Source organism: Ruegeria sp. BHSB064, assembly GCF_059613205.1.
The window spans coordinates 1-21,015 of record NZ_JBXWSB010000002.1 but is presented as its reverse complement, the minus strand read 5'-3'; the positions used below and the strand labels follow the sequence as shown (position 1 = coordinate 21,015).

Sequence of the window (21,015 nt, the reverse complement as noted above, 5' to 3'; positions counted from 1 at the left end):
TGGTAATCCGGATTATGGAATGATGCGCGTGTACTTCGTGCCTTCGACGGTCGCGCCGAATTTCAGACCAGCCTGACCAAAGACCGCTGCTAGAACTGGCGAGCGCAGTGTTGTTGTGTCCGTGGACAAGGAACTCCCGGTTGCGTCAACCACATATCCAATATCGGCGCCGGCTGTCCATCCGCTGGAACGGCGGAAATCGTTCAGCGCATCTTCGGTCATGAAGAACAGAACATGCGCATATTGCTGTGCACCAATTTGCAGGCCCGCAGTTCCGGAAATTGCGGAATAATAATCGACCGTCGCTCCGTTGATACGCAGTGCGCCCTGGCCGTAGGCACCTCCAAAGAAGATCAATCCGGCGTCGGTGATCAGGGGCATAACCAACATCCCGTTGGCTTTGTTCACGATCTCAACCGTGTTGGGATATTTCGCGTACATCTCTGTAAGCGTCGCGTCGACGCGGGCGTCAATCGTGGCCGCGTTAGAATTGCCGACGCCGTTGCCGCAGGCGGCGGTCAGTGTCAAACCTGCCATGCCAAAGGCAAATCCGCGACGGTTCAGTCGGGGGGAAGGGGAACTGCTCATGGTTTTTATGTCTCTGTAACTGTGCCTGAAATGTCGGGTGATCCCGATCTTGGTGGCAAGGATACGCCGATTAGGGCGATGTGTCACGGGAAAGCTGCCTTAAGCAGCGTGTTTGTCGGCGAAAAATTGCGACCCATTGGGGTTTTAGCCCTGAAGGATGCGTGCGACCTGCGGAGAGAAATAGGTCAGAATACCGTCACATCCCGCGCGCTTGAAGGCCAGCAGACTTTCAAGCATCACCTTTTCAGCGTCGATCCAGCCGTTCTGCGCAGCGGCCTGGATCATCGCATATTCGCCTGAAACCTGATAGGCGTAGGTCGGCGCGCCAAAACTGTCCTTTACCCGGCGGCAGATATCCAGGTAGGGCATGCCCGGTTTGATCATCACCATATCCGCCCCCTCAGACAGGTCACGCTCGATCAGGCGCAGCGCTTCGTCCGAGTTGGCCGGGTCCATCTGATAGGTTTTCTTGTCACCGGTCAGCGCGCCAGACGCCCCGACGGCGTCACGGAAGGGGCCATAGAAAGCGCTTGCGTATTTCGCGGCATAGCTGAGGATCATGACGTTGTGGTGGCCAGCGCCCTCTAATGCGCGCCGCATTTCGCCGATCCGACCGTCCATCATGTCTGATGGGCCGATAATGTCTGCGCCAGCCTCTGCCTGAGCAAGGGTCATTTTGACCAAAGCCTCGACGGTCCGATCATTCACGATCTCACCATCAACGACGTAACCGTCATGTCCGTTGATATTGTAGGGGTCCAGCGCCACGTCGGTCATCACGGCAATATCGGGCGCGGCAGCTTTGATCGCCCGAATAGCACGATTCGACAGATTGTCTGGGTTCCATGCTTCTGCACAATCTTCGGTTTTCAGTGATGAGTCCGTGTAGGGAAAGATGCAAATCGCAGGAATTCCAAGTGCTTGTGCCTCGGTCGCGGCTTTGGCAATCAAATCCACCGACCTCCGCACAACACCCGGCATCGAAGGCACAGGTTCTTCGATCCCTTCGCCATCTCGCACGAATACCGGCCAGATCAGGTCTTGCGTGGTCAGCGTGTTTTCACGTACCAGCCCCCGAATTGCCTCGGACTGACGGGCCCGTCGAAAACGGGTCATGGGGTAGGGGGCAATGGTCGGTTTCATGGCGCGTTCTCCTTGAACATTCCAGCATTGGGTGGCATGAATTCACAAAGGTCTCAAGGGTATCAATGGACGCGCCGCCGCGATAAACCCCCCTGAGTTGTTTGAATAAAGGGTTGGGTTTGGACTGGTACTCTTCGATTTTTGAACTCATCGACATGCGCAGTTTTTCGAATCTGTGGTATTGGATTGTGCTTGCGGTGGTCTGGTCGTCGGCAAGCCATTGGGTGATGGGCATCCCCTATGATCTGGTTGTACGCGCGCGTCGGATCGGCGGGCAGGTCGAGATCGATCTTTTGGACATCGTGCGCATCAACACGAACCGAATTTTGCTGATCGTTGACATGTCGGGCACCATCCTTTTTGCTTTTGCAAGTTTTATACTGACCGGTCTGGCGACACTTGGTTTCTTTTACGACGTTGAATTTGCACAGGCGGTGTTTTTGTTGATGTTCCCGATGACGCTGGTTCTTTTGGTGAACATCTCGCAAGCCCGGCGCCTGCGACGGCAGGAACTGACGCTTGAAACCGTCACCAAGACCATTTCCCGGTGCCGTCTTTATACTCAGATCATCGGTATGATCTCGATACTGGTCACTTCGTTCTGGGGCATGTATCAGAACATTTCGATTGGTGTTCTGGGTTAGACATATCTGAAAGGCGAGGCGATGAAGGCTCCGAACCACGTGACAGTTGGCGGCGCCCCTGAAGGGTTTGACGCACAACTTGTGCTGAACGAAATCGCCCGCAGCAACGGGCCGGTGACCCATGTCGCTCGTGATGACAAGCGAATGGAAGCAATGCGCGCTGCGCTGGCCTTCTTTGCCCCAGATATGCCGGTCTTTGTGTTCCCTGGCTGGGATTGTCTGCCTTATGATCGCGTGTCGCCGAACGCGGATATATCGGCGGCACGGGTGGCCACCTTGGCGGCGCTGGTTCACCAGATGCCGCAGAAATTCGTGCTGCTGACAACACTGAATGCCGCCACCCAGCGTGTGCCTGCGCGTGAGGTTCTGCGCGAGGCTGCATTTACCGCGCGTGTTGATCAGCGCATCGACGAAACCGCTCTGCGAAACTTTCTGGTGCGCATGGGGTTCACCCAAAGCCCAACGGTGATGGAGCCCGGCGATTATGCCATTCGTGGCGGCATCATAGACATCTTCCCTCCGGGCGAATCCGGCCCCGTTCGTCTGGATCTTTTCGGTGACGTTCTGGACGGCGCGCGCCGCTTTGATCCGGTGTCGCAGCGCACCACCGAAAAGCTGGATGTGGTGGAACTCGCACCTGTGTCCGAGGTCATTTTGGACGAGGCCGCGATCACCCGGTTCCGTCAGAACTATCGCATTGAATTTGGCGCAGCGGGCACCGATGATCCGCTTTACGAGGCGGTCAGCGCCGGTCGAAAGCATCAGGGCATCGAACACTGGCTGCCTTTTTTTCACGACAAGCTTGAGACGCTGTTTGACTATCTGCCGGACGCCACGATCACCTTAGATGATCAGGTCACACCTGCACGTCTGGCGCGGTGGGATACGATTGCCGATCAATATGAAACCCGGCGTCTTGCTTTGGAAAACCGATCTCGCATGGACACGGTTTACAAACCCACCCCACCGGGTCTGCTGTACCTTGACGATGCCGCGTGGGAGGCGGCGGTCGCAGATCGCAGAGTGATGCAGTTCAGCCCCTTGCCGCAGGCTTCTGGTCCTGGTGTCATCGATGCAGGCGGGCGGATCGGGCGCAACTTTGCCCCGGAACGCCAGCAGGAGAGCATCAGCCTGTTCGGCGCTTTGGCCGGTCATATCACAGCCAAGCTCGACAAAGGCCCGGTGCTGATCGCCTCGTATTCAGAAGGTGCGCGCGAACGTCTGACAGGATTGATCGAAGACGAAGGTTTGGCCGAAGCGATCCCGGTGGGTGATGGCACCCGCATCGGTAAGCGCGGCTTGCATTTGGCCGTCTGGGCGCTGGAGCACGGGTTCGAAACCCCCGGCCTGACCGTGATCGCCGAACAGGACGTTTTGGGCGACCGCCTGATCCGCCAGCCCAAGAAGCGCCGCAAGGCCGAGAACTTCCTGACCGAGACCCAATCGCTTAGCCCCGGTGATCTGGTGGTGCATGTGGACCACGGGATCGGTCGTTACATGGGCATGGAAGTAGTCACAGCCGCCGGTGCCGCGCACGAATGCCTGCTGCTGGAATACGCCGAGCAAGCCAAACTGTACCTGCCGGTTGAAAATATCGAACTTCTTTCGAAATACGGCCATGACGAAGGTTTGCTGGATCGTCTGGGCGGGGGCGCGTGGCAGGCGAAGAAAGCCAAGCTGAAAGAGCGCATTCGCGAGATGGCGGACAAGCTGATCCGCATCGCCGCCGAACGCGCCCTGCGCAAGGCTCCGGTGATGGACCCGCCGCCCCATGCGTGGGAGGAGTTCAGCGCGCGCTTCCCGTATCAGGAAACCGATGACCAGCTGCGGGCCATCTCGGACGTGATGGAAGACATGCATTCCGGCGCCCCGATGGATCGCCTGATCTGCGGCGACGTTGGTTTTGGTAAGACCGAGGTCGCCATGCGCGCCGCCTTTGTCGCCGCCATGTCAGGCGTACAGGTGGCCGTAGTGGCCCCCACCACCCTTCTGGCGCGTCAACACGCGGCAAGCTTCAAAGAACGGTTCCGCGGCTTCCCGTTGGAGGTGCGGCAACTGTCGCGTTTCGTGTCCGCGAAAGAGGCGCAGCAAACCCGTGATGGTCTTGCGCGCGGTACAGTGGACATCGTGATCGGCACCCACGCGCTGCTGGCCAAGAACATCCGGTTCAACAATCTGGGCTTGCTGATTATCGACGAGGAACAGCATTTCGGCGTGGGACACAAAGAACGTCTGAAGCAACTGCGCAGCGACATTCACGTGCTGACCCTGACCGCAACTCCAATCCCGCGGACCTTGCAATTGTCGCTGACCGGCGTGCGCGATCTGTCGATCATCGGAACGCCTCCTATCGACCGGCTTGCGATCCGAACCTATGTCAGCGAATTCGATGCCGTTACGATCCGAGAGGCACTGCTGCGTGAACACTATCGCGGCGGGCAGAGTTTCTATGTCGTCCCGCGCATCTCGGATCTGCGCGAGATCGAAGAGTTCCTGAAGGACCAACTGCCCGAACTGACTTATGTGGTGGCGCATGGTCAGATGGCAGCGGGCGAACTCGACGATCGGATGAATGCGTTTTACGACGGTAAGTATGACGTCCTGCTGGCCACGACCATTGTCGAAAGCGGGCTGGATATTCCGACAGCGAACACAATGGTTGTTCACCGCGCGGATATGTTTGGTCTTGCGCAGCTCTATCAGATACGCGGCCGGGTGGGGCGGTCTAAGACACGCGCTTACGCCTATCTGACCACCAAGCCGCGTCAAAGATTGACCACCACGGCCGAAAAACGCCTGCGCGTACTTGGCTCGCTTGATACACTCGGGGCCGGGTTCACATTGGCATCGCAGGATCTCGACATTCGCGGCGCGGGTAATTTGCTGGGCGAGGAACAGTCCGGCCAGATGCGCGACGTCGGTTATGAACTCTACCAATCGATGCTGGAAGAGGCGATTGCCAAGATCAAAGCAGGTGAAATGGAGGGGCTGTCGGATGCCGACGATCAATGGGCTCCGCAAATCAATCTGGGCGTGCCGGTTCTTATCCCGGACGACTACGTGCCCGATCTGGACGTGCGTCTGGGTCTCTATCGCCGCCTGTCGTCGCTGTCGACAAAGGTTGAGCTTGAAGGATTTGCCGCCGAACTGATCGACCGGTTCGGCAAATTGCCGAAAGAGGTCAACACTCTGATGCTGGTCGTACGCATCAAAGCGATGTGCAAACGGGCAGGGATCGCCAAACTGGATGGCGGTCCAAAGGGCGCTACCATTCAGTTTCACAACGACAAGTTTGCCTCTCCTCAGGGGCTGGTCGAATTCATTCAGAACCAGCGCGGAATGGCCAAGGTCAAGGACAACAAGATCGTTGTACGGCGCGACTGGAAGAAAGACAGCGACAAGATCAAAGGGGCTTTTGCCATTGCCCGCGATCTGGCTGAAAAAGTGGTCGCAGTACAGAAAAAGGCCAAGGCAGGTTGACATGGGGGAAGGGGGCGCTGCCCCCGCTGCGCGTTCCGCGCATCTCCCCCGAGGTATTTGCGGCCAGATGAAGACGCGGATCCCAGCTTCATCTGGCTAAAAATACCTCCGCCGGAGGCATCGCGCGGCAGCGCGATCTATCCCATTAGTCACGCATCGCAGCCTGCGCACAGAAGCAAGAGGCCGCCACCATTTGGTCGGCTCGGGCCAAGGCCAGGTCGAGCCGCTTTTTGATTTGACGGATTTCTATCGTTTCCTTCCTCGCAGCGAGGCAATCGTGCAACCCCTTCAGGCTCCACACATTGTCGGGGTGGATCGAGGCGCGGCTGAGGCTTCCGCCCAAGCCCAGATCTTCGCGATAAACCTCTTCGGCCTCGGCGACGTGGCCTTGTTCGAAAAGCAAAGCGCCAAGCGCGTGGCGGGTAGGCTGCATCCAACCCCAGGGTTCGTCATAGGGCAGCGTATCGTCCAATTCGACTGATCGGCGCAAATGAGCAAAAGCAATCTCAAAGTTGCATTTGCGATATTCGATCTCGCCGCGCAGCATTTCCCGGGCAATCTCCAGCAGGTCGATCACCCGGTTGTTGTGCAGCCTGCGGGTTTCGGGGACGCATTCCTTGGCTGCGAGAAACAGGTTCTCTTCAGCTTCGGCGTGGATGATGTCTCCGGTAGCGGCATGTGCGATGGCACGGGCGTAATGGGTTGTGGCCGTTAAGGTTCGATACAGGTCCGGATCAGAGGGCAGATCCAGCGCTTTCGCCTCTTCCCAGCGGCCAAACCTGATCAGGATGTGTGGCCCCATGGACATGTAGCTTTCGAAGAAATCCGCCATCGGCGGGCTTTCGATGCGCAGCATTTCTTCCGGCGTCGTATCCCAAATTCCTTGATTGGCGCGTAGGGCAGGTTCGATTTGCCCCAGGAACAACGCGCCGTAGATTGCAAAATGGTAGTTGTGCTGGCGATAGCCGGTGTAGATGTTGAACGCGCCTTCACGTTCGTAATACTTCAGGTCAGCTTCCGAGGCTTTTTCGTTCCAGTGCACCACATTTTGGTAGTGGCCGCACAGCACATCTATGTGCGTTGGCATATGCACCAGGTGTCCCGCATCCGGCACCAATGTGCGTAGAACGTCCCCGGCTTTCAGCGCCTTCTCGGGGGTGGGAGACATTTCCATCAGATGGACATACAAATGCAGCAGCCCGGGATGTGACATGGCAGCCGGATCATTGGCCATGGCCCATTCCAGCACCTCTTGCGCTTCACGCGTTGCCGCGCCTTCTGCGGGTTCGCCGGTTTTCAGATCCCACATCTGCCAAGGGGTCAGGTTCAGCAACGCTTCGACATAAACTGTCCGCAGGTCGAGGTGATCTTGGTGCGTTGCAAACGCCGCCCGCATCGCGTCGGCAAAGTCATGGTCCCACTGGTGCATGTCTTCGATTGGATCGTGTTGCGGGTAGCGTGCGGGCAGCGCTCGGATCAGAGCCTGCTCAACAGGCGTGCAGGTGTCTGCATACTCCAATGCTTTCTGCATTGCATCATAGGCGAGTGCCAGCGCTTTGCTACGCCCTCGATCATCCTGCAATTCCCAAGGCAGGTTGTAATTCGGCCCTGCGGCATAGGACACGCCCCAATGGGCCATGGCACATTGGGGGTCATGCTCGACCGCGCGTTGAAAACACACGACGGCTTCTTCGTGGTTGTACCCGTAGGTCCAGTTCAGGCCTCGGTCGAACCATAGTTGTGCTTCGGGGCTCGAAGTGGAAATCGGGCAGGTGTACGCGCCCAGATCGTAATAATCGCTCATCGAAAGACCTCCCCTCAGGTTGTCGCCGAGGGTAGCGCGTTTCCAACAGCTTGCACAGGTCAGGCTGGCAGTCGCTCTTCCACCCGGCCCATGTGCAGCATCAGGCCGAAAGCCAAAACGCACATGGTCAGGATGCCAAAGGTCAAAGGCGTGATGGATCCGTCGAACAGCAATCCGATCGGGGCTGCGATGACTGCCGCCAGCACTGTCGAAATTGACCCGATCACCGAAGCCGCCATGCCAGCAATGTGCCCCATCGGTTCCATCGCGATGGCGTTCAGGTTGCCGATCGTGATACCCGCCATAAAGAAGACCATGGTTTGCCAAAAGACAAACAGCGCAAATGACGTTGTTGGAGACAGGTTGGTCATGTTCAGAAGAATGACCATTGATGTAATTGCGATCTGAGCGCCAAAGGCAAAGGTCACCATCCGCCGCATTCCGACGCGCACCACCAACGCGGCGTTCAGCAAACTGGCCGAGCCAGACATCAGAGCGACAAAGCCGAACCAAAAGGGAAAGCTGTCCGCCCGGTCATGGATCACATCATAGACCGGCTGCACCATGGTCAGCATGGTGAACAGCATTCCCATGCACAGGGTTTGTACAAGGATCGACAGGCGCACTGTTGGATGGGCAAACATCTCTTGCACAGCGGCGATCATAAGGGGCAGGCGGAAGGGACGGCGGTTTTCCATGGCGAGGGATTCCGGCAGACGAACGCTCATCCAGCTTACGACGATCAGCGCAAACAAGATGAACGAAACAAAGATACCACGCCAGCCAAACAAAGCGATGACACCTGCGCCCAGCATCGGTGCGATGGCAGGAACCAGTGTGAAAATCATCATTGCAATCGAGATGATGCGGGCCATCTCACGCCCGGAATAGAGATCCCGGATGATGGCCATGGCCACGATGCGCGGACCAGCGGCGCCCAGACCCTGAACAACGCGCGCAATCAGCACCAGTTCCAGCGATGAGCTGGCCCACGCAACCGCAGATGCCGCGATGTACAAAAGTGCACCGCCGAAAATAACGGGTTTGCGTCCCACCGCGTCCGAAATTGGGCCGGTAAAGAACGTGCCGATCCCCATGCCCAACACAAAAGACGTCAGGATTAACTGCGCCCGGTTGATATCATCGGGGCTGAGCTGCGCGCCGATTTCTGGCAGGGCAGGCAGCATTGAATCGATCGAAAACGCGATTGTGGCGAACATCATTGCGATCAGAGCAATGAATTCCGCCTTCGACATGCGGTTGGCCATGAAGCACTCCTAACCCGTTCGCGCTATCATGGCGGGTCAGGTTAGACCAGACTGGAAATTCGCACAGACCTCTGTGCTATTCTGCAGGGGAAGCCTCAAGTTGAGACATAATCTCGGCGATCACTTTCTCCCACATTTCAGGTGGTTGAGCACCCGGAACTGCATGTTGGTTGGCGACAATGTAGGTTGGGACCGAGCTGACGCCCATTTCACGCGAATGACTGTCACGTTTGCGAATGTCGTCGCGGTCGGCGTCAGATTTCAGCAATTTCATGACCACGGCGGCGTCCATACCGGCGCTGTCGGCAATGTCGGCTAAAACCTCAGGGTCGCCGATGTCACGGGCCTGCACGAAATAGGCGTCGAACAAGGCATCGACGACAGCATTCTGTTTGCCTTCGATTCCGGCCCAGTGGATCAGTCGGTGGGCATCCAGCGTGTTGGGCGTGCGCTTCATGCCTTCAAAATCGATCTCGAGGCCCGCATTTTCAGCATGTTCCACCACAGGCGCATAAGCCCGCACAGCGCCGTCTTTGCCTCCGAACTTACGCTCAAGGTATTCGCGCCGGTCCATGCCAGCATCCGGCATGTCTGGGTTCAGCTGAAAGGGATGCCATTCGATGACAAAGGGATGATCGGGGATATTGGCCAGTGCCTTGTCCAGATGCGTCTTGCCGATATAGCACCAGGGGCAGATCGGGTCGGACAGGATGTCGAGCTTGACGGTCTGGGTCATGTGGTTGGTGCCTCGAAATAGGCCGGCAACGCGCGGCGCAGGAGTTTGCCATTGCCGCCAGTTGGCAGGGCAGGCAGGTGGATGAAGGCGCGCGGTTGCTTGTAGCGGGCCAGATTGGCTTCGACATAGGCGCGCAGGGCCGCATCGTCCAGCTTTTCCGGGCCGGTATAGAAGGCTGCTATCACAAATGTGTCCGGTTTGACCTCAACTGCCGCAGCGCCAACCTGAGTGATGCCGGGAAAACGGGACAGCGCGGCTTCGACCTCAACCGGGGACACGCGATAGCCACCCGCGTTCATCATGTCATCATCGCGGCCCAGATAGCTGATCTGGCCATCCACTGCCATCGCCCCCTGATCTCCGGTCAGAAACCAATCCCCTTGCATCCGCGCCTCGGCTTCGTCGGGTGCGTTGAGATAGGTCAGCATCAAACCGGGGTCCGAGCGGTGAATGGCGATGGTGCCTTCCTGTCCTTGCGGTACTGGACCGTCAGAACCCAGAATGGCCACACGACGCCCCGGTTGCGGTTGACCTAGCGCGTCGCTACGCGCGGGGTGGGCCGGGCTGGAAGAGATGAACGTCGAGCATTCCGACATGCCGTAGGCTTCGAACAGGTCGGTGCCGGTGCTGGCAACCCATTTCTCGTGCAAAGCGCGCGACAATTTCTCACCCGCGCACAAGCCATGGCGCAGGTCGGGCAGGTTCATCTGCTCGGACGTTTGCAGCATCTTCCGAAAGACACCGGGGGCCGCAGCAAAGATCGTAGCGCGGTGCTGGCGCAACAAGGCGGGCAGGGCGTCGATATCGGTGCCGGGTTCGGGGATCAGGGCCGTTGCGCCAATGGTCCACGGGTCCATCAGCCCTGTGCCCAGCGTGTAGGTCCAGTTGAACGCGCCCGCGTGGCACAATCGGTCGGTTTCGCGCAGACCATACCAGCCATCGACCATCATCTGCCGCGCCCAGATTGCCCGATGGGCATGGGCCACTGCGCGTGGCTTGCCTGATGTTCCAGAGGTGTAGACGACATAGGCCATCCGCTCGGGGTCGCCAATATCAAACGCGGCTTGTGGCAGCGTGCGCATGGCTTTCAACGCACCCAGTTCGATTTGTTTGGGATGCGAGATACAGGCGACGTTAGGGTCGCGCAGTATCGCTGCCGGAGAAAGATCTTCGACCATTTTGGCGGTTTCAGGTTCCGTCAGCTGCGATGATGTCGGCACCGGTACAATACCCACAGCGATTGCGCCCAGATAGGCTATCGGAAAATCAACCGTGTTCCCCAGCCGCATCAAAACAATGTCGCCCGGTTTCAGACCGGCCTTAAGCAATCCTGCGCCAGTGCCCAATACAGCGGATTTCAGATCCGAATAGCGCCAATTCTGAACCCCGTCTGCATGTAACACAGACAGCGCCACTTTGTCGGGGATGCGATCTGCGTGACCCAGAACATGAGCTGCCAGGTTAAAGGGTTGGGGGCAGGGCGCGGGCGCCCCTTTATCAAAGATGGACAACATGGCCATTGGCTATCGCGGAGCCTGCCGCGTTGCAAGCGCGGCGGACCAAGCCTATAGAGAGGGCATGAGCACTCAAGATCCAAAATCCCTGATCCGAATTGCCCGCGATTCCGGCGACCATACCGAAGTCGAACCACTGGACCTAGGCGCGCGGGTGCGCGAGCTGCGCAAGGCACGCGAATGGACTTTGGAACAGGCTGCCACACAGGCGGGGTTGGCACGCTCGACGCTGAGCAAGATCGAAAACGGGCAGATGTCGCCCACGTACGACGCGCTTAAGAAGCTGGCGATTGGCCTTGAGATTTCAGTGCCGCAACTGTTCACCCCGCCGCAGCGTGATCAGGTGATCGGTCGCATGGCCGTAACGCGTACCGGCGAAGGGGCGGCCCATGCCACGGCCACGTACGAGCATGAGTTGCTGGCCGAGACGCTCACCAAGAAACATATGCTGCCGTATCGCGCGCGGGTGCGGGCGCGGTCGATGGATGAGTTTGAGGGTTGGGTGCGCCACGATGGTGAGGAGTTCATGTATGTCCTCACGGGCGTTGTGCGGCTGTTTACTGAGTTTTATGAGCCTGTCGAAATGCGCCGTGGCGACAGCGCATATTATGACGGCAGCATGGGGCACAACGTCATCTCCGTCAGTGACGAAGATGCGACGATCCTTTGGGTCACATCACTTGCTTAGTGATGCGTGCGTGAATTCGCGGTTCAGGCCTTCGGTAAACAGGAAATCTTCAACTTCTTCGTGCGCTTCGTTCATGGTTAGCTGGTGACGCTCTGCCAGATAAGCTTCGAACCCTTTCCGGTCCTTTGACACGCGCATCATGTCCTGATCCCGCAAGTTCGGAAAGCGCCGTTTAGCACGTGCGTAGGCCGCGTTCCAGTCTTGTTTAAGATCCGTCCAGTTCATCATCTTTGAGCTTTCCTTTTGTAGCCATTAGGACTGCTCTCCCCCACAACAGCGTAAGGAATGGCTGCCGTAAGGTAAGACATGACAAAATGTCGCACCTGTCTTTCACAATTTATTTAGGGGTGGTGCCCGCTGCGAAAGCTCCGCAACGGGCGGGCGGGCCTGCTATCGGTGTGAGTGGTGGCGGGCCCGGTTATGCGTTTTCCGGCTCTGCCGGAATGATCAAACGCAGCGCAGAAGTGCAAATGCCCCAGTCCACACCTGATCAAATTCATGAGCGGTGTATACATCTTTCGCCCGTAAAATAAAGGTTTTTACGGGGTGTCACGCGTAACTCACCGAGTGTTGATGTGTTTCTTGCACCAATCCAGCCATCATGAAAGCCGTATTGTGATGGCACGCCGTTTGTGCCTTTTGCAGGCGCTCTGCGACTGGTTTTCGTTCCTGGCGTCTTGCTGAAAATAATCAGCAGGAACTTGCTCAACTATCGATGCGGATGAGATTTCAGGCGGTCCAACTCGGGGTTGGTTGCCCCGGGTCAGCCGTCATTGGCCTAGTTCGCCTCGTACCACCAGACATCGGGCATGTATTGCGGGCCGTCCCCATAGATAGGCAATGTGTCGGGGAACTTGAGCTCACGGATATGCGCAATGCGCCCGACATCAAAGCTCCAGATCGGGATCACATAGCGGCCTGCGGTCAGGACACGGTCCAGAGCGCGGGTGGCCGTGGTGAAATCTTCGCGCGTCTCCGAGGCCAGCATGGCATCGATCATCGCGTCAACGGCGGGCGAGGAAACACCCATCAAATTTCGCGTACCCGGCGTGTCTACAAATTCGCTGCCCCAGTAGAACCTTTGTTCATTGCCCGGCGACAGGGACAGGGCGCGGCGGAATGGCGTCATGTCGAAATCAAGGTCGTTCATACGCGAGGTGTATTGTGCATCGTCAACCTTTTCGACCACCAACTCTATACCCAGACGTTCCAGGGCGCGCGCGTATATCTCGGCAATTGTACCAACATCCTGCACGACATTCAGACTGCCCTGGCTGATCACCATTTCAATCTTCAGCGGACGACCTTCCGCGTTTTTGAGCACGCCATCCTGAACAGTCCATCCCGCGTCTTCCAGCAGTTTGACTGCCTGGCGAATGTTGCGCCGGTTGCGTTCTGAGCCGTCGCCTTGCGGCAACTCATACCCTTCCAATGTGCCAGGCGTCAGCTCGGCTTCAAAGGGCTCCAGCAAAGCGCGGACCGGTTCGGCTGCTGGCCCTGGCTGCATCGCCAGATCAGAGCCGGAGAAGTAAGACGTAATACGCGGCTGTGCGCCACCTGTGACCGTGTCGTTGATAAACTCAAAATTGAAGGCAAGCGTCAGCGCTTCGCGCACGCGCCAGTCATCCAACGGGGCTTTGCGGGTATTCATCACAAAGCCCGTCATCCCCGACGGTTTTCCATGGGGGATTTCGGTCTTGATCACATCCCCGCGCTGAACGGCCGGAAAGTTATATTGTTTGTTCCATTTGTCTGCGTTGAACTCGCGCACAGCCGAAAGCTCTCCGGCTTTGAAAGCTTCAAACGCGACCGAGCCGTCTCCGTAGAATTCAATCCGTAGTTCATCGAGGTTCATGGTGCCGCGACGAAACGGAATGTCAGCGCCCCAATAGTCCGGGTTACGCCGCAGGTTCACATAGCGACCGGCCTCATAGCTGTCGATGACGTATGGGCCGGTTCCGATTGGAACGTCCTGCAACGTGGCATTCGCGAAATCCTTCCCGTCCCACTGCGCCTTTTGCAGGATCGGACGCATCCCGGCCAGCAAGGCCAATTCCCGGTCAGGGTCGTTGAACGTGATCCGGACCGAGCGTGGACCGGTCTGTTCAATGCTGTCGATCTTGCCCCAAAGCCCTCGGTACCGTAGATGCCCTTCCGTTCCGAGGGTCTCATAGGACCAGATCACATCCTCGACCGTGACGGGGCTGCCATCGGAAAATCGGGCCTCTTCGCGCAGAGTGAATTCGACCCAAGACCTGTCCGGCGCCGCTTCAACTGATTCGGCTAACAGCCCGTAAAGTGTGAAAGGTTCGTCCCAAGACCGACCCATCAGGCTTTCGTGGGTCCAAAACGGCAATTGCCATGGAGAGGTGCCTTTTTGCAAAAACGGGTTCAGACTGTTATAGCCGCCGGTGTTTCCGAACACCGCTTTACCGCCTTTGGGCGCATTTGGGTTGGCGTAGGGGAGGGACACAAAATCCGGTGGTAGGGCCGGGTCCCCATACATAGCTATGCCATGAGACGATTCTGCATGGGCGGCAGACAAAAGAAAAATGGCGGCGATTCCCGCCGCAAGTGGTCGAAACGGTCGGAGAAAATCCGGGCTCATTTTGGAAACAATCCTGCTCTGGCCTTATTTTGTTGGGATTCATCGTAGTGATGATTTTTCTTATTATCAAACTTTTAGCTTGGACGAAGGCGCAGAATTGCTTATAAAGGTTCCACTGCTCGATAGGTTTCTTGCCTGTATGAAACCTGCCTCAATAACTTAACGCCCGCTTCGTGCGGGCGTTTTTTTTGGGCGGTTCGGGATGCCCAGGCCCGGGATTTCAATTCCATATGTTTCCCCGTTTTCTTTGCAGGTGCAGCATGGCATGGTGCGCGAGGATATCGCATCAGGGAGATCGGTCATGAGCCTTTCCGGCAAAACGGCAATCATTACAGGATCAAATTCAGGCATCGGTCTGGGGGTCGCACGCGAGCTGGCCAAGGCAGGGGCCAACGTGGTTCTGAATTCTTTTACTGATCGGGACGAAGATCATGCGCTGGCCGCAGAGATTGCAAATGAGACCGGAACCACCGCGCGTTACATCAAAGCGGACATGTCCAAAGGGGATGAGTGCCGCGCGCTGATCGAGCAGGCAGGTGCCTGTGATATTCTGGTGAACAATGCGGGTATTCAGCATGTCTCTCCGATCGATCAGTTCCCGACCGAGAAATGGGATGCGATTATCGCAATCAATATGAACTCGGCGTTTCACACCACAGCTGCGGCGCTGCCGATGATGCGCAAGGCGGGATGGGGCCGGATCGTCAATATCGCCTCGGCGCACGGCCTCACGGCCTCGCCTTACAAGGCGGCCTATGTCGCTGCAAAGCATGGTGTGGTCGGGATGACCAAGACCGTCGCGCTTGAAACCGCGCAGGAGCCGATCACCTGTAACGCGATTTGTCCGGGTTACGTTCTGACGCCTTTGGTCGAGGCGCAGATCCCCGATACGATGAAGGAATACAACATGAGCCGTGAGGATGTTGTGAAGAACATCCTGCTAGAGCGGCAGCCTTCGAAGGAGTTTGCCACTGTCGAGCAACTGGGTGGTACGGCCATTTTTTTGTGCTCGGACGCGGCGGCACAGATTACCGGGACAACGATTTCGGTCGATGGTGGCTGGACCGCGCTTTGAGGATTCATGGGGGCGCTGCCCCCATACCCCCGGAGTATTTCTGAAAAGATGAAGGGGCTGAGGCATGAAACGGATCAATCTGGCATTGCAGGGCGGCGGGGCGCATGGGGCGTTCACCTGGGGAGTCCTTGACAGGTTTCTGGATGAAGAGGACGTCGAGGTTGCGGCCATTACCGGGACGTCAGCGGGGGCGCTGAACGGGGCCGCATTCAAGTCGGGCATGGTGCATGCCGGGCGCGACGGCGCACGCGCAAGTCTGGATGCGGTGTGGGCGCGTATGGGTGCGATTGGCGATATGCGCATGGCTCATTGGCTCCGAGGAGTAGAGCCTGCAGCGATTTCCAGAGCTATGGAGTATTCGGTCCCTTATTCCATTGGCGAGGCGTGGTCCCGAATGGTGTCGCCTTATGCATATGGCCCATTTTATAGCAACCCGTTGGAGTCAGTGGTTGATCGGTTCAACTTTGCCGAAGTGTGCGCAGATGACGGCCCTCGCCTGTTTGTCTGTGCTACCTGTGTGCGAAGCGGAAAGATCCGTGTCTTTACCGGAGATGAGATTTCGACAGACGCCATTCTGGCCTCGGCCTGTTTGCCGACTCTGTTCAAGGCTGTCGAAATCTATGACCCTGAAACCGAGCGGACCGAGGCATATTGGGACGGGGGCTATACGGGGAACCCGGCGCTTTACCCTTTGTTTGATGACGATCTGCCGGACGACGTGGTGATCGTAAATATCAACCCGCTTGAGCGTGATGAAGTGCCGGTCACGCCGCAGCAGATCCAGAACCGGATCAACGAGATTAGCTTTAACTCATCCCTTTTTCGCGAACTCAGGGCGATCAGTTTTGTGCAGCGGCTGCTGAAAGAGGGCAAACTGAAGGCCGGTGAAATGAGCCGTGTTCTGGTGCACATGATCGCGGATAACGAGCTGATGAACAGCTTGTCCGTTGCAACCAAAACCGTTCCCAATCCGGTTATCCTGCACAAGCTCAAGCAGGCAGGGCGCGACGCGGCAGATGGGTTTCTTGCGAAACACAAAGATGATCTGGGCCAGAACAGCACAGTGGATCTGCCTGCGATGTTTGGCTGATTACTCGGGCGGCTGAGTCGGGTCTTTTTCGTTGGGGTAAACCAGGCCAGCCGAAATCACCAGTTTCGCCGCGTCCTCGATGCTCATGTCCAGCAGGATTACGTCTTCGGCGGGAAAGAACAGAAGGAAGCCCGAGGTCGGGTTGGGCGTGGTTGGCACAAAGACGCTGAGCAATTCGCCCCCGGTTTCGGCCCTTTGGCTGACCTCACCACGCGCGCTTGTCGAAACAAATCCGATGGCCCAGATGCCCCGGCGCGGGTACTGGATCAGGCAGGCTTTCTCAAAGGACCGTTCGGTCTGTGCAAATACCGTTTCCGAGATCTGCTTGATTCCGGAATAAACGGAACGCACGACGGGCATCCGGTCGACCAGGCTTTCGGCGAAATGGATCAGAGAGCGGCCCAGAATGCCTTTGGCGATCCATCCAACGAGCACTGTGAAGATCAGGAAGATCACCACACCCACGCCGCGCAGGTTGATGCCCACATATTGTTCCGGCTGGAACTGTTGCGGAACCAGCGGCAGCACGGCGCTGTCGATCCAGCCGACTACGGACCAGATGAGCCAGACGGTCAACCAGACAGGTGCAATAACGACGATGCCGGTCAGAAAGGACGCGCGCAGCCGTGAAAGCAGGCCGGGGCGGCGATGGGGCTCTTCGTCGAAAGGTGTATTCATTGCAGGTCCGAGTGGGCAGTTCCGAATGGTTTCTGGGGTTTAGGTAGTCAATCCGTCGCTTTGGTACAATAGGGCTGCGTCAACCCTGCTGCACCAGTGACTGCGCGATTTTGGCAGCTAGGCGTGCATTGTTGCGGACCAGTGCGATGTTGGCGGTCAGCGAACGGCCTTCGGTTTTTTCAAAGATGCGTTGCAGCAGATAGGGGGTCACGGCTTTGCCGGTGATGCGGTGGGCATCCGCGTCGGCCTGAGCCTCGGCGATGATCGGAGCCAGTTCCGCGGCCGGTATCTGATCGGCGGCGGGGATCGGGTTGGCAACCAGTTGTCCGCCGGGCAGACCCAGCGCGCGGCGCGTGGCGTGTGCTTTGGCAATGGCCCCGGCACTGTCCATACGCAGAGGCGCCGTAAAAGGTGATTTGGCCGACCAGAATGCAGGGAACTCATCCTGCCCATACGCGATGACAGGTACGCCCAGCGTTTCGAGAACCTCAAGCGTCTTTGCCAAGTCGAGAATGGCTTTGGCCCCGGCAGCAACCACCGTGACCGGTGTATGGCCAAGCTCGTGCAGGTCGGCAGAAATGTCGAACGTTGTCTCTGCGCCCTGATGCACACCGCCGATGCCGCCTGTGGCAAAAACCTCGATCCCGGCGTACTGGGCGGCGATCATTGTGGCGGCGACGGTGGTGGCCCCGGTACCGCCGGTCGAGATGCAGGCGGCCATGTCCGCGCGCGAGATCTTGGCAACGCCCTGCGCCTGACCCAACCATTGCAGTTGCTCGGGTTCGAGCCCCACGTGCAGTTTGCCTTCAATCACAGCCATGGTGGCCGGAACAGCGCCCGTATCGCGGATATCCTGTTCAACCTGCGCGGCCACTTCGACGTTTTGCGGGTAGGGCATTCCATGGGTGATGATGGTGCTTTCCAGCGCAACGATGGGTTGGCCTGCGTCTTTGGCAGCGCGGACCTCGGCTGAGTATTGAATGTCGATCACAGTGGGGTTTCTCCGGAAACATAGGTTGCGGCAGCGTGCAGAGCGCGGGTCAGGGCCTCATCACTCGATGCGCCGCCGGATTCTGAGGCGATATGGGCCGCCATGAAGGTATCCCCGGCACCGGTCACGCGGGTGACCAGGACGGACGGGGGTGTTTGGGTCAGGATTTCGCCAGAACTGCCGACGGTGGCCGAGTTGCCGCCATCGGTGACCAGCACGCGAAGCGCGCCACGATCCAACAAGCCCTTGGCTGCGCTCTCAGAGTCGGTGAATTCGCGTTGGCAGAGGATGCCGGCCTCTTCGAGGTTCACGTAAAGCGTGGCGCGAGCGTGCTTGAGGAAAGGCAGCAGCCGTTCCGCTTTGCCGGGAGAAGCCGGAGCCACGCGCAGGTCGGCGCGGGCAAAAGCTGGGCTTTGGGCAATTTCTTCCAACAGGTCTAATGTCAGGTTGCCGTCCAGCGCGATCGGTCCTTCAAAGGGCGTGTTCTCATAGCCCAGTGGCCCATGCATCAAAGGACGCAGGATTTTTGCACCCGCCGCTTCCAGCGAGTGCGCGTCAGCAATGGCTGCGATCAGCCCGTTTGCACCTTCGACGGCCATATAGCGGTCGGTCGGCAAATCCTGCGAGCGATAGATGTGATCCGTCACCATGCCCAGCCGCGAACAGGCGTGGACAAGCTCATCACCCTCTGGGTCGCGTCCGATTGCGGTGAGAAGCGTAGGGGTCATGCCAAAGCGCACTAGCGTCATGGCGATGTTCATCGCAACGCCGCCGGGCAGACGGGTGATCCGCCCCGGCACGTCCGAGCCTTGCCGCATGGCGCTTGCCGATCGTCCGATCACGTCCCACAGGACCGAGCCAATGCACAGGATATTGCTGTTCTGAGTCATGGGGATGTCATGCCGTAGCGGTGATGCCCGTGCAAGTCAGAACGTTCCTGCCGACGGATATTCCCGGATCATCGGGCATTTGCACCTTTTGATCTTGCGATCTAAGGCCCGCGCGGGAACAATTGCCCGCAATGATTGGTGATTTGTTTCTTTTACCGGAGCGTTTCGTATGAATGGCCATGGTTCCCGTGCCATCCTTCGTGCCCTTACTGTCTTCTTTTTGAGTGTTTTCGTCCTGCTGTTTTTCCTTATGGGTCAAGGACGGGCACAAACCACGCCGCCGACCGTGATTGATTTTTGGATCTCTGAAGAACAGCTGTTTCTTGAGGTCAGTTTGAATGCCGAGGCTCTTCTGGTCGGACTTTACCCAACGCAGCACCAAGCCCTTTTGGATGACCCGCAGTATCAATCCTTACGGAAAATGGCGTCATCAGATTTTGAGCCACTGATAAAAGGTTTTGTTGAGAGTTGGGTGCAGGATGTTGAGGTCGAGGTGCCAGAACGACTTACGCTTTCATACGCAGGTGCGCGCGTTCCTGATCCGGGTGACGTAGAAACTGCGCGTGTTTCAATTGTGTACCTGACCGCACCTCTGTCAGAGCATGCTTCGAACCTCAGACTGCGCTGGCCAACAGAAGGCGGACCGATCGTGCTGCGCCAACAGGGTGTTGCAGCCCCCTATACAGGTTATCTGACAGCTGGTGAGGCCAGCCCGCTGATCCCGTTGCGCGGTGGGGCGTCTTTGACACCACAACAGACATTGCAGACGTATTTTGCACTGGGGCTCAATCATTTCACGCAAGCGCCTTTTTTGTCTTGCCTGCTTGCTTTGTGCCTTGTGTTTTTGTCGCTGACTTTACGCTCCGTTGCAGTGCAGGTGGCGTTTCTGTCAACTGGTGTGTTCCTCGGGCTTGGGTTGGCCGTTTACGGTGTACTGAATCCGATCACTTATGTGCCAGTCCAGCCGGCACCAGTGTTCATCGTTGTTCTCGCATTGTGGAATCTGGTAGCCCGCCGGTTGCAGGTCGCGCGGCTCCTGACTGTGTTTGCAGCAGGAACAGTCTTTGGGTTGGGCTTGGCTACGGCCTTAAAAACCATTGGCGTGCCGCCAGACCATCAGCTTTCGGCTGCACTGGGGTTTGGGGCGGGGGTTGTTTTCCCACTCATTTTCACGGCATCAGCTGCGTTTGGTCTGGCACTTTTGCTTGCGGGTGGGTCGCACAGAAAGCGAGGCCGAATTTCCGCTCTGGCCTCGATCCTGATTGCGGGGCTCGGGGTCTATTGGCTGGCCGAGCCTTGGATGATGGGGTGATGCCGGATTACGACATCGCCGCCAACAGAGTGTTAAGAGCGGCGAGTGGATCGTCGCTGTTCCAGATCTCGTCCCCAATGCCGAAGAAATCGGTGCAGGGGGCAAGGGCGCGGATCAGGTCGGGCGTTAAACCGCCCTCGGCCACAACTGGTACTTCGATCATCTCGGACCACCACTGGAACAGATCCTTTTCGGCACGCGTACCGTCGCCCAAAGCGGCGGTGCCAACTGGCCCGAAGGCCACATAATCGGCACCGTTTTCACCCGCCGTCATACCGTCATGGCTGGAGGCTCCGCAAAAACTGCCGACAATCGCATCTGCGCCCAGCTCCTTGCGCGCCGCCCTGACGGACCGAGCCGCGTCGTCCAGATGCACCCCGTCCAGACCCAGGCGCTGCGCCAGCAGAACATGGTTCGAAATGACGATGGCCACATCGCGCGCATGGGCAACTTCGCGGCAGGCATCTGCCGCACGGGAAAGGGTGTCTTCGTCGCTTCCGGCCAGC

19 protein-coding genes are annotated in these 21,015 nt (G+C 57.9%); 6 read left to right on the top strand and 13 right to left on the bottom strand.

Features of this window, described 5'->3' with window-relative positions:
* Positions 1–12 precede the first annotated feature (12 nt).
* Together AC2FNU_RS00705 and hemB are read right to left on the bottom strand one after the other, a co-directional pair.
* On the bottom strand, positions 13–588 hold the full coding sequence (locus AC2FNU_RS00705) for a lipid-binding SYLF domain-containing protein (RefSeq protein ID WP_496784234.1): 576 nt from the start codon (positions 586–588) through the stop codon (positions 13–15).
* 144 nt (positions 589–732) lie between these two features.
* Positions 733–1,731: a porphobilinogen synthase gene (hemB, locus tag AC2FNU_RS00700; protein WP_496784233.1), complete on the bottom strand. Its 999-nt coding sequence runs from the start codon at positions 1,729–1,731 to the stop codon at positions 733–735.
* A 119-nt stretch (positions 1,732–1,850) separates the two neighbouring features.
* Here hemB and AC2FNU_RS00695 point away from each other — a divergent pair, with 119 nt between their 5' ends.
* Positions 1,851–2,375: a component of SufBCD complex gene (locus AC2FNU_RS00695; protein WP_496784231.1), complete on the top strand. Its 525-nt coding sequence runs from the start codon at positions 1,851–1,853 to the stop codon at positions 2,373–2,375.
* Between the two features lie 21 nt (positions 2,376–2,396).
* Positions 2,397–5,855: a transcription-repair coupling factor gene (gene mfd / locus AC2FNU_RS00690; protein ID WP_496784229.1), complete on the top strand. Its 3,459-nt coding sequence runs from the start codon at positions 2,397–2,399 to the stop codon at positions 5,853–5,855.
* Positions 5,856–6,000: 145 nt separating this feature from the next.
* On the opposite strand, the gene AC2FNU_RS00685 is transcribed toward mfd, so the two are convergent.
* The 4 genes from AC2FNU_RS00685 to AC2FNU_RS00670 form a co-directional block, all read right to left on the bottom strand.
* Positions 6,001–7,659, bottom strand: a complete 1,659-nt coding sequence (locus AC2FNU_RS00685) for a tetratricopeptide repeat protein (protein ID WP_496784228.1) — start codon at positions 7,657–7,659, stop codon at positions 6,001–6,003.
* A 59-nt stretch (positions 7,660–7,718) separates the two neighbouring features.
* Positions 7,719–8,927: a multidrug effflux MFS transporter gene (locus AC2FNU_RS00680; protein WP_496784227.1), complete on the bottom strand. Its 1,209-nt coding sequence runs from the start codon at positions 8,925–8,927 to the stop codon at positions 7,719–7,721.
* Positions 8,928–9,003: 76 nt separating this feature from the next.
* Positions 9,004–9,663 carry a DsbA family oxidoreductase gene (locus AC2FNU_RS00675; RefSeq protein ID WP_496784226.1) on the bottom strand — a complete coding sequence of 220 codons (660 nt, stop codon included), beginning with the start codon at positions 9,661–9,663 and terminating at the stop codon, positions 9,004–9,006.
* Positions 9,660–11,177, bottom strand: coding sequence for a class I adenylate-forming enzyme family protein (locus AC2FNU_RS00670; protein WP_496784225.1), 1,518 nt, complete (start codon positions 11,175–11,177; stop codon positions 9,660–9,662). Before AC2FNU_RS00670 ends, AC2FNU_RS00675 begins: the two co-directional genes overlap by 4 nt.
* 64 nt (positions 11,178–11,241) lie before the next feature.
* Between AC2FNU_RS00670 and AC2FNU_RS00665 the strand changes: the two genes are divergently transcribed.
* The gene (locus tag AC2FNU_RS00665; protein WP_496784224.1) at positions 11,242–11,865 is read left to right on the top strand and encodes a helix-turn-helix domain-containing protein; all 624 of its coding nucleotides are present in this window, start codon (positions 11,242–11,244) and stop codon (positions 11,863–11,865) included.
* Here the strand turns inward: AC2FNU_RS00665 and AC2FNU_RS00660 are convergent.
* Positions 11,854–12,093, bottom strand: coding sequence for a hypothetical protein (locus tag AC2FNU_RS00660; RefSeq protein WP_480799710.1), 240 nt, complete (start codon positions 12,091–12,093; stop codon positions 11,854–11,856). The two genes, AC2FNU_RS00665 and AC2FNU_RS00660, sit on opposite strands and share 12 nt — an antisense overlap.
* A 550-nt stretch (positions 12,094–12,643) precedes the next feature.
* Positions 12,644–14,473 carry an extracellular solute-binding protein gene (locus tag AC2FNU_RS00655; protein WP_496784223.1) on the bottom strand — a complete coding sequence of 610 codons (1,830 nt, stop codon included), beginning with the start codon at positions 14,471–14,473 and terminating at the stop codon, positions 12,644–12,646.
* Positions 14,474–14,774: 301 nt separating this feature from the next.
* Here AC2FNU_RS00655 and AC2FNU_RS00650 point away from each other — a divergent pair, with 301 nt between their 5' ends.
* Positions 14,775–15,548: a 3-hydroxybutyrate dehydrogenase gene (locus AC2FNU_RS00650; protein WP_496784222.1), complete on the top strand. Its 774-nt coding sequence runs from the start codon at positions 14,775–14,777 to the stop codon at positions 15,546–15,548.
* A 64-nt stretch (positions 15,549–15,612) separates the two neighbouring features.
* The gene (locus tag AC2FNU_RS00645; RefSeq protein WP_496784221.1) at positions 15,613–16,638 is read left to right on the top strand and encodes a patatin-like phospholipase family protein; all 1,026 of its coding nucleotides are present in this window, start codon (positions 15,613–15,615) and stop codon (positions 16,636–16,638) included.
* Here the strand turns inward: AC2FNU_RS00645 and AC2FNU_RS00640 are convergent, their stop codons facing one another.
* The 4 genes from AC2FNU_RS00640 to AC2FNU_RS00625 form a co-directional block, all read right to left on the bottom strand.
* Complete coding sequence (locus AC2FNU_RS00640; RefSeq protein WP_496784219.1) at positions 16,639–17,316, bottom strand: DUF502 domain-containing protein; 678 nt, start codon at positions 17,314–17,316, stop codon at positions 16,639–16,641.
* 79 nt (positions 17,317–17,395) lie between these two features.
* Positions 17,396–18,307 carry a pseudouridine-5'-phosphate glycosidase gene (locus AC2FNU_RS00635; RefSeq protein WP_496784218.1) on the bottom strand — a complete coding sequence of 304 codons (912 nt, stop codon included), beginning with the start codon at positions 18,305–18,307 and terminating at the stop codon, positions 17,396–17,398.
* Complete coding sequence (locus tag AC2FNU_RS00630; protein ID WP_496784217.1) at positions 18,304–19,197, bottom strand: PfkB family carbohydrate kinase; 894 nt, start codon at positions 19,195–19,197, stop codon at positions 18,304–18,306. Before AC2FNU_RS00630 ends, AC2FNU_RS00635 begins: the two co-directional genes overlap by 4 nt.
* A gap of 7 nt (positions 19,198–19,204) precedes the next feature.
* Positions 19,205–19,576 (bottom strand): hypothetical protein, encoded by a 372-nt coding sequence (locus AC2FNU_RS00625; RefSeq protein WP_496784216.1) that lies wholly within the window; start codon positions 19,574–19,576, stop codon positions 19,205–19,207.
* 42 nt (positions 19,577–19,618) lie between these two features.
* Here AC2FNU_RS00625 and AC2FNU_RS00620 point away from each other — a divergent pair, with 42 nt between their 5' ends.
* Positions 19,619–20,509 carry a HupE/UreJ family protein gene (locus AC2FNU_RS00620; protein ID WP_496784215.1) on the top strand — a complete coding sequence of 297 codons (891 nt, stop codon included), beginning with the start codon at positions 19,619–19,621 and terminating at the stop codon, positions 20,507–20,509.
* 7 nt (positions 20,510–20,516) lie between these two features.
* On the opposite strand, the gene AC2FNU_RS00615 is transcribed toward AC2FNU_RS00620, so the two are convergent.
* The coding region (locus tag AC2FNU_RS00615; RefSeq protein ID WP_496784214.1) for a thiamine phosphate synthase at positions 20,517–21,015 on the bottom strand (499 nt) is incomplete at its 5' end.

What these genes read in the sequence shown, in the direction of transcription:
- AC2FNU_RS00645 (WP_496784221.1), top strand. Translation starts at nt 15,613, where the DNA reads ATGAAACGGATCAATCTGGCATTGCAGGGCGGCGGGGCGCATGGGGCG.
- AC2FNU_RS00665 (WP_496784224.1), top strand. Translation starts at nt 11,242, where the DNA reads ATGAGCACTCAAGATCCAAAATCCCTGATCCGAATTGCCCGCGATTCC.
- AC2FNU_RS00675 (WP_496784226.1), bottom strand. Translation starts at nt 9,663, where the DNA reads ATGACCCAGACCGTCAAGCTCGACATCCTGTCCGACCCGATCTGCCCC.
- AC2FNU_RS00620 (WP_496784215.1), top strand. Translation starts at nt 19,619, where the DNA reads ATGGCGTCATCAGATTTTGAGCCACTGATAAAAGGTTTTGTTGAGAGT.
- AC2FNU_RS00630 (WP_496784217.1), bottom strand. Translation starts at nt 19,197, where the DNA reads ATGACTCAGAACAGCAATATCCTGTGCATTGGCTCGGTCCTGTGGGAC.
- AC2FNU_RS00685 (WP_496784228.1), bottom strand. Translation starts at nt 7,659, where the DNA reads ATGAGCGATTATTACGATCTGGGCGCGTACACCTGCCCGATTTCCACT.
- AC2FNU_RS00650 (WP_496784222.1), top strand. Translation starts at nt 14,775, where the DNA reads ATGAGCCTTTCCGGCAAAACGGCAATCATTACAGGATCAAATTCAGGC.
- AC2FNU_RS00660 (WP_480799710.1), bottom strand. Translation starts at nt 12,093, where the DNA reads ATGATGAACTGGACGGATCTTAAACAAGACTGGAACGCGGCCTACGCA.
- AC2FNU_RS00670 (WP_496784225.1), bottom strand. Translation starts at nt 11,177, where the DNA reads ATGTTGTCCATCTTTGATAAAGGGGCGCCCGCGCCCTGCCCCCAACCC.
- AC2FNU_RS00655 (WP_496784223.1), bottom strand. Translation starts at nt 14,473, where the DNA reads ATGAGCCCGGATTTTCTCCGACCGTTTCGACCACTTGCGGCGGGAATC.
- AC2FNU_RS00705 (WP_496784234.1), bottom strand. Translation starts at nt 588, where the DNA reads ATGAGCAGTTCCCCTTCCCCCCGACTGAACCGTCGCGGATTTGCCTTT.
- AC2FNU_RS00640 (WP_496784219.1), bottom strand. Translation starts at nt 17,316, where the DNA reads ATGAATACACCTTTCGACGAAGAGCCCCATCGCCGCCCCGGCCTGCTT.
- AC2FNU_RS00680 (WP_496784227.1), bottom strand. Translation starts at nt 8,927, where the DNA reads ATGGCCAACCGCATGTCGAAGGCGGAATTCATTGCTCTGATCGCAATG.
- mfd (WP_496784229.1), top strand. Translation starts at nt 2,397, where the DNA reads ATGAAGGCTCCGAACCACGTGACAGTTGGCGGCGCCCCTGAAGGGTTT.
- hemB (WP_496784233.1), bottom strand. Translation starts at nt 1,731, where the DNA reads ATGAAACCGACCATTGCCCCCTACCCCATGACCCGTTTTCGACGGGCC.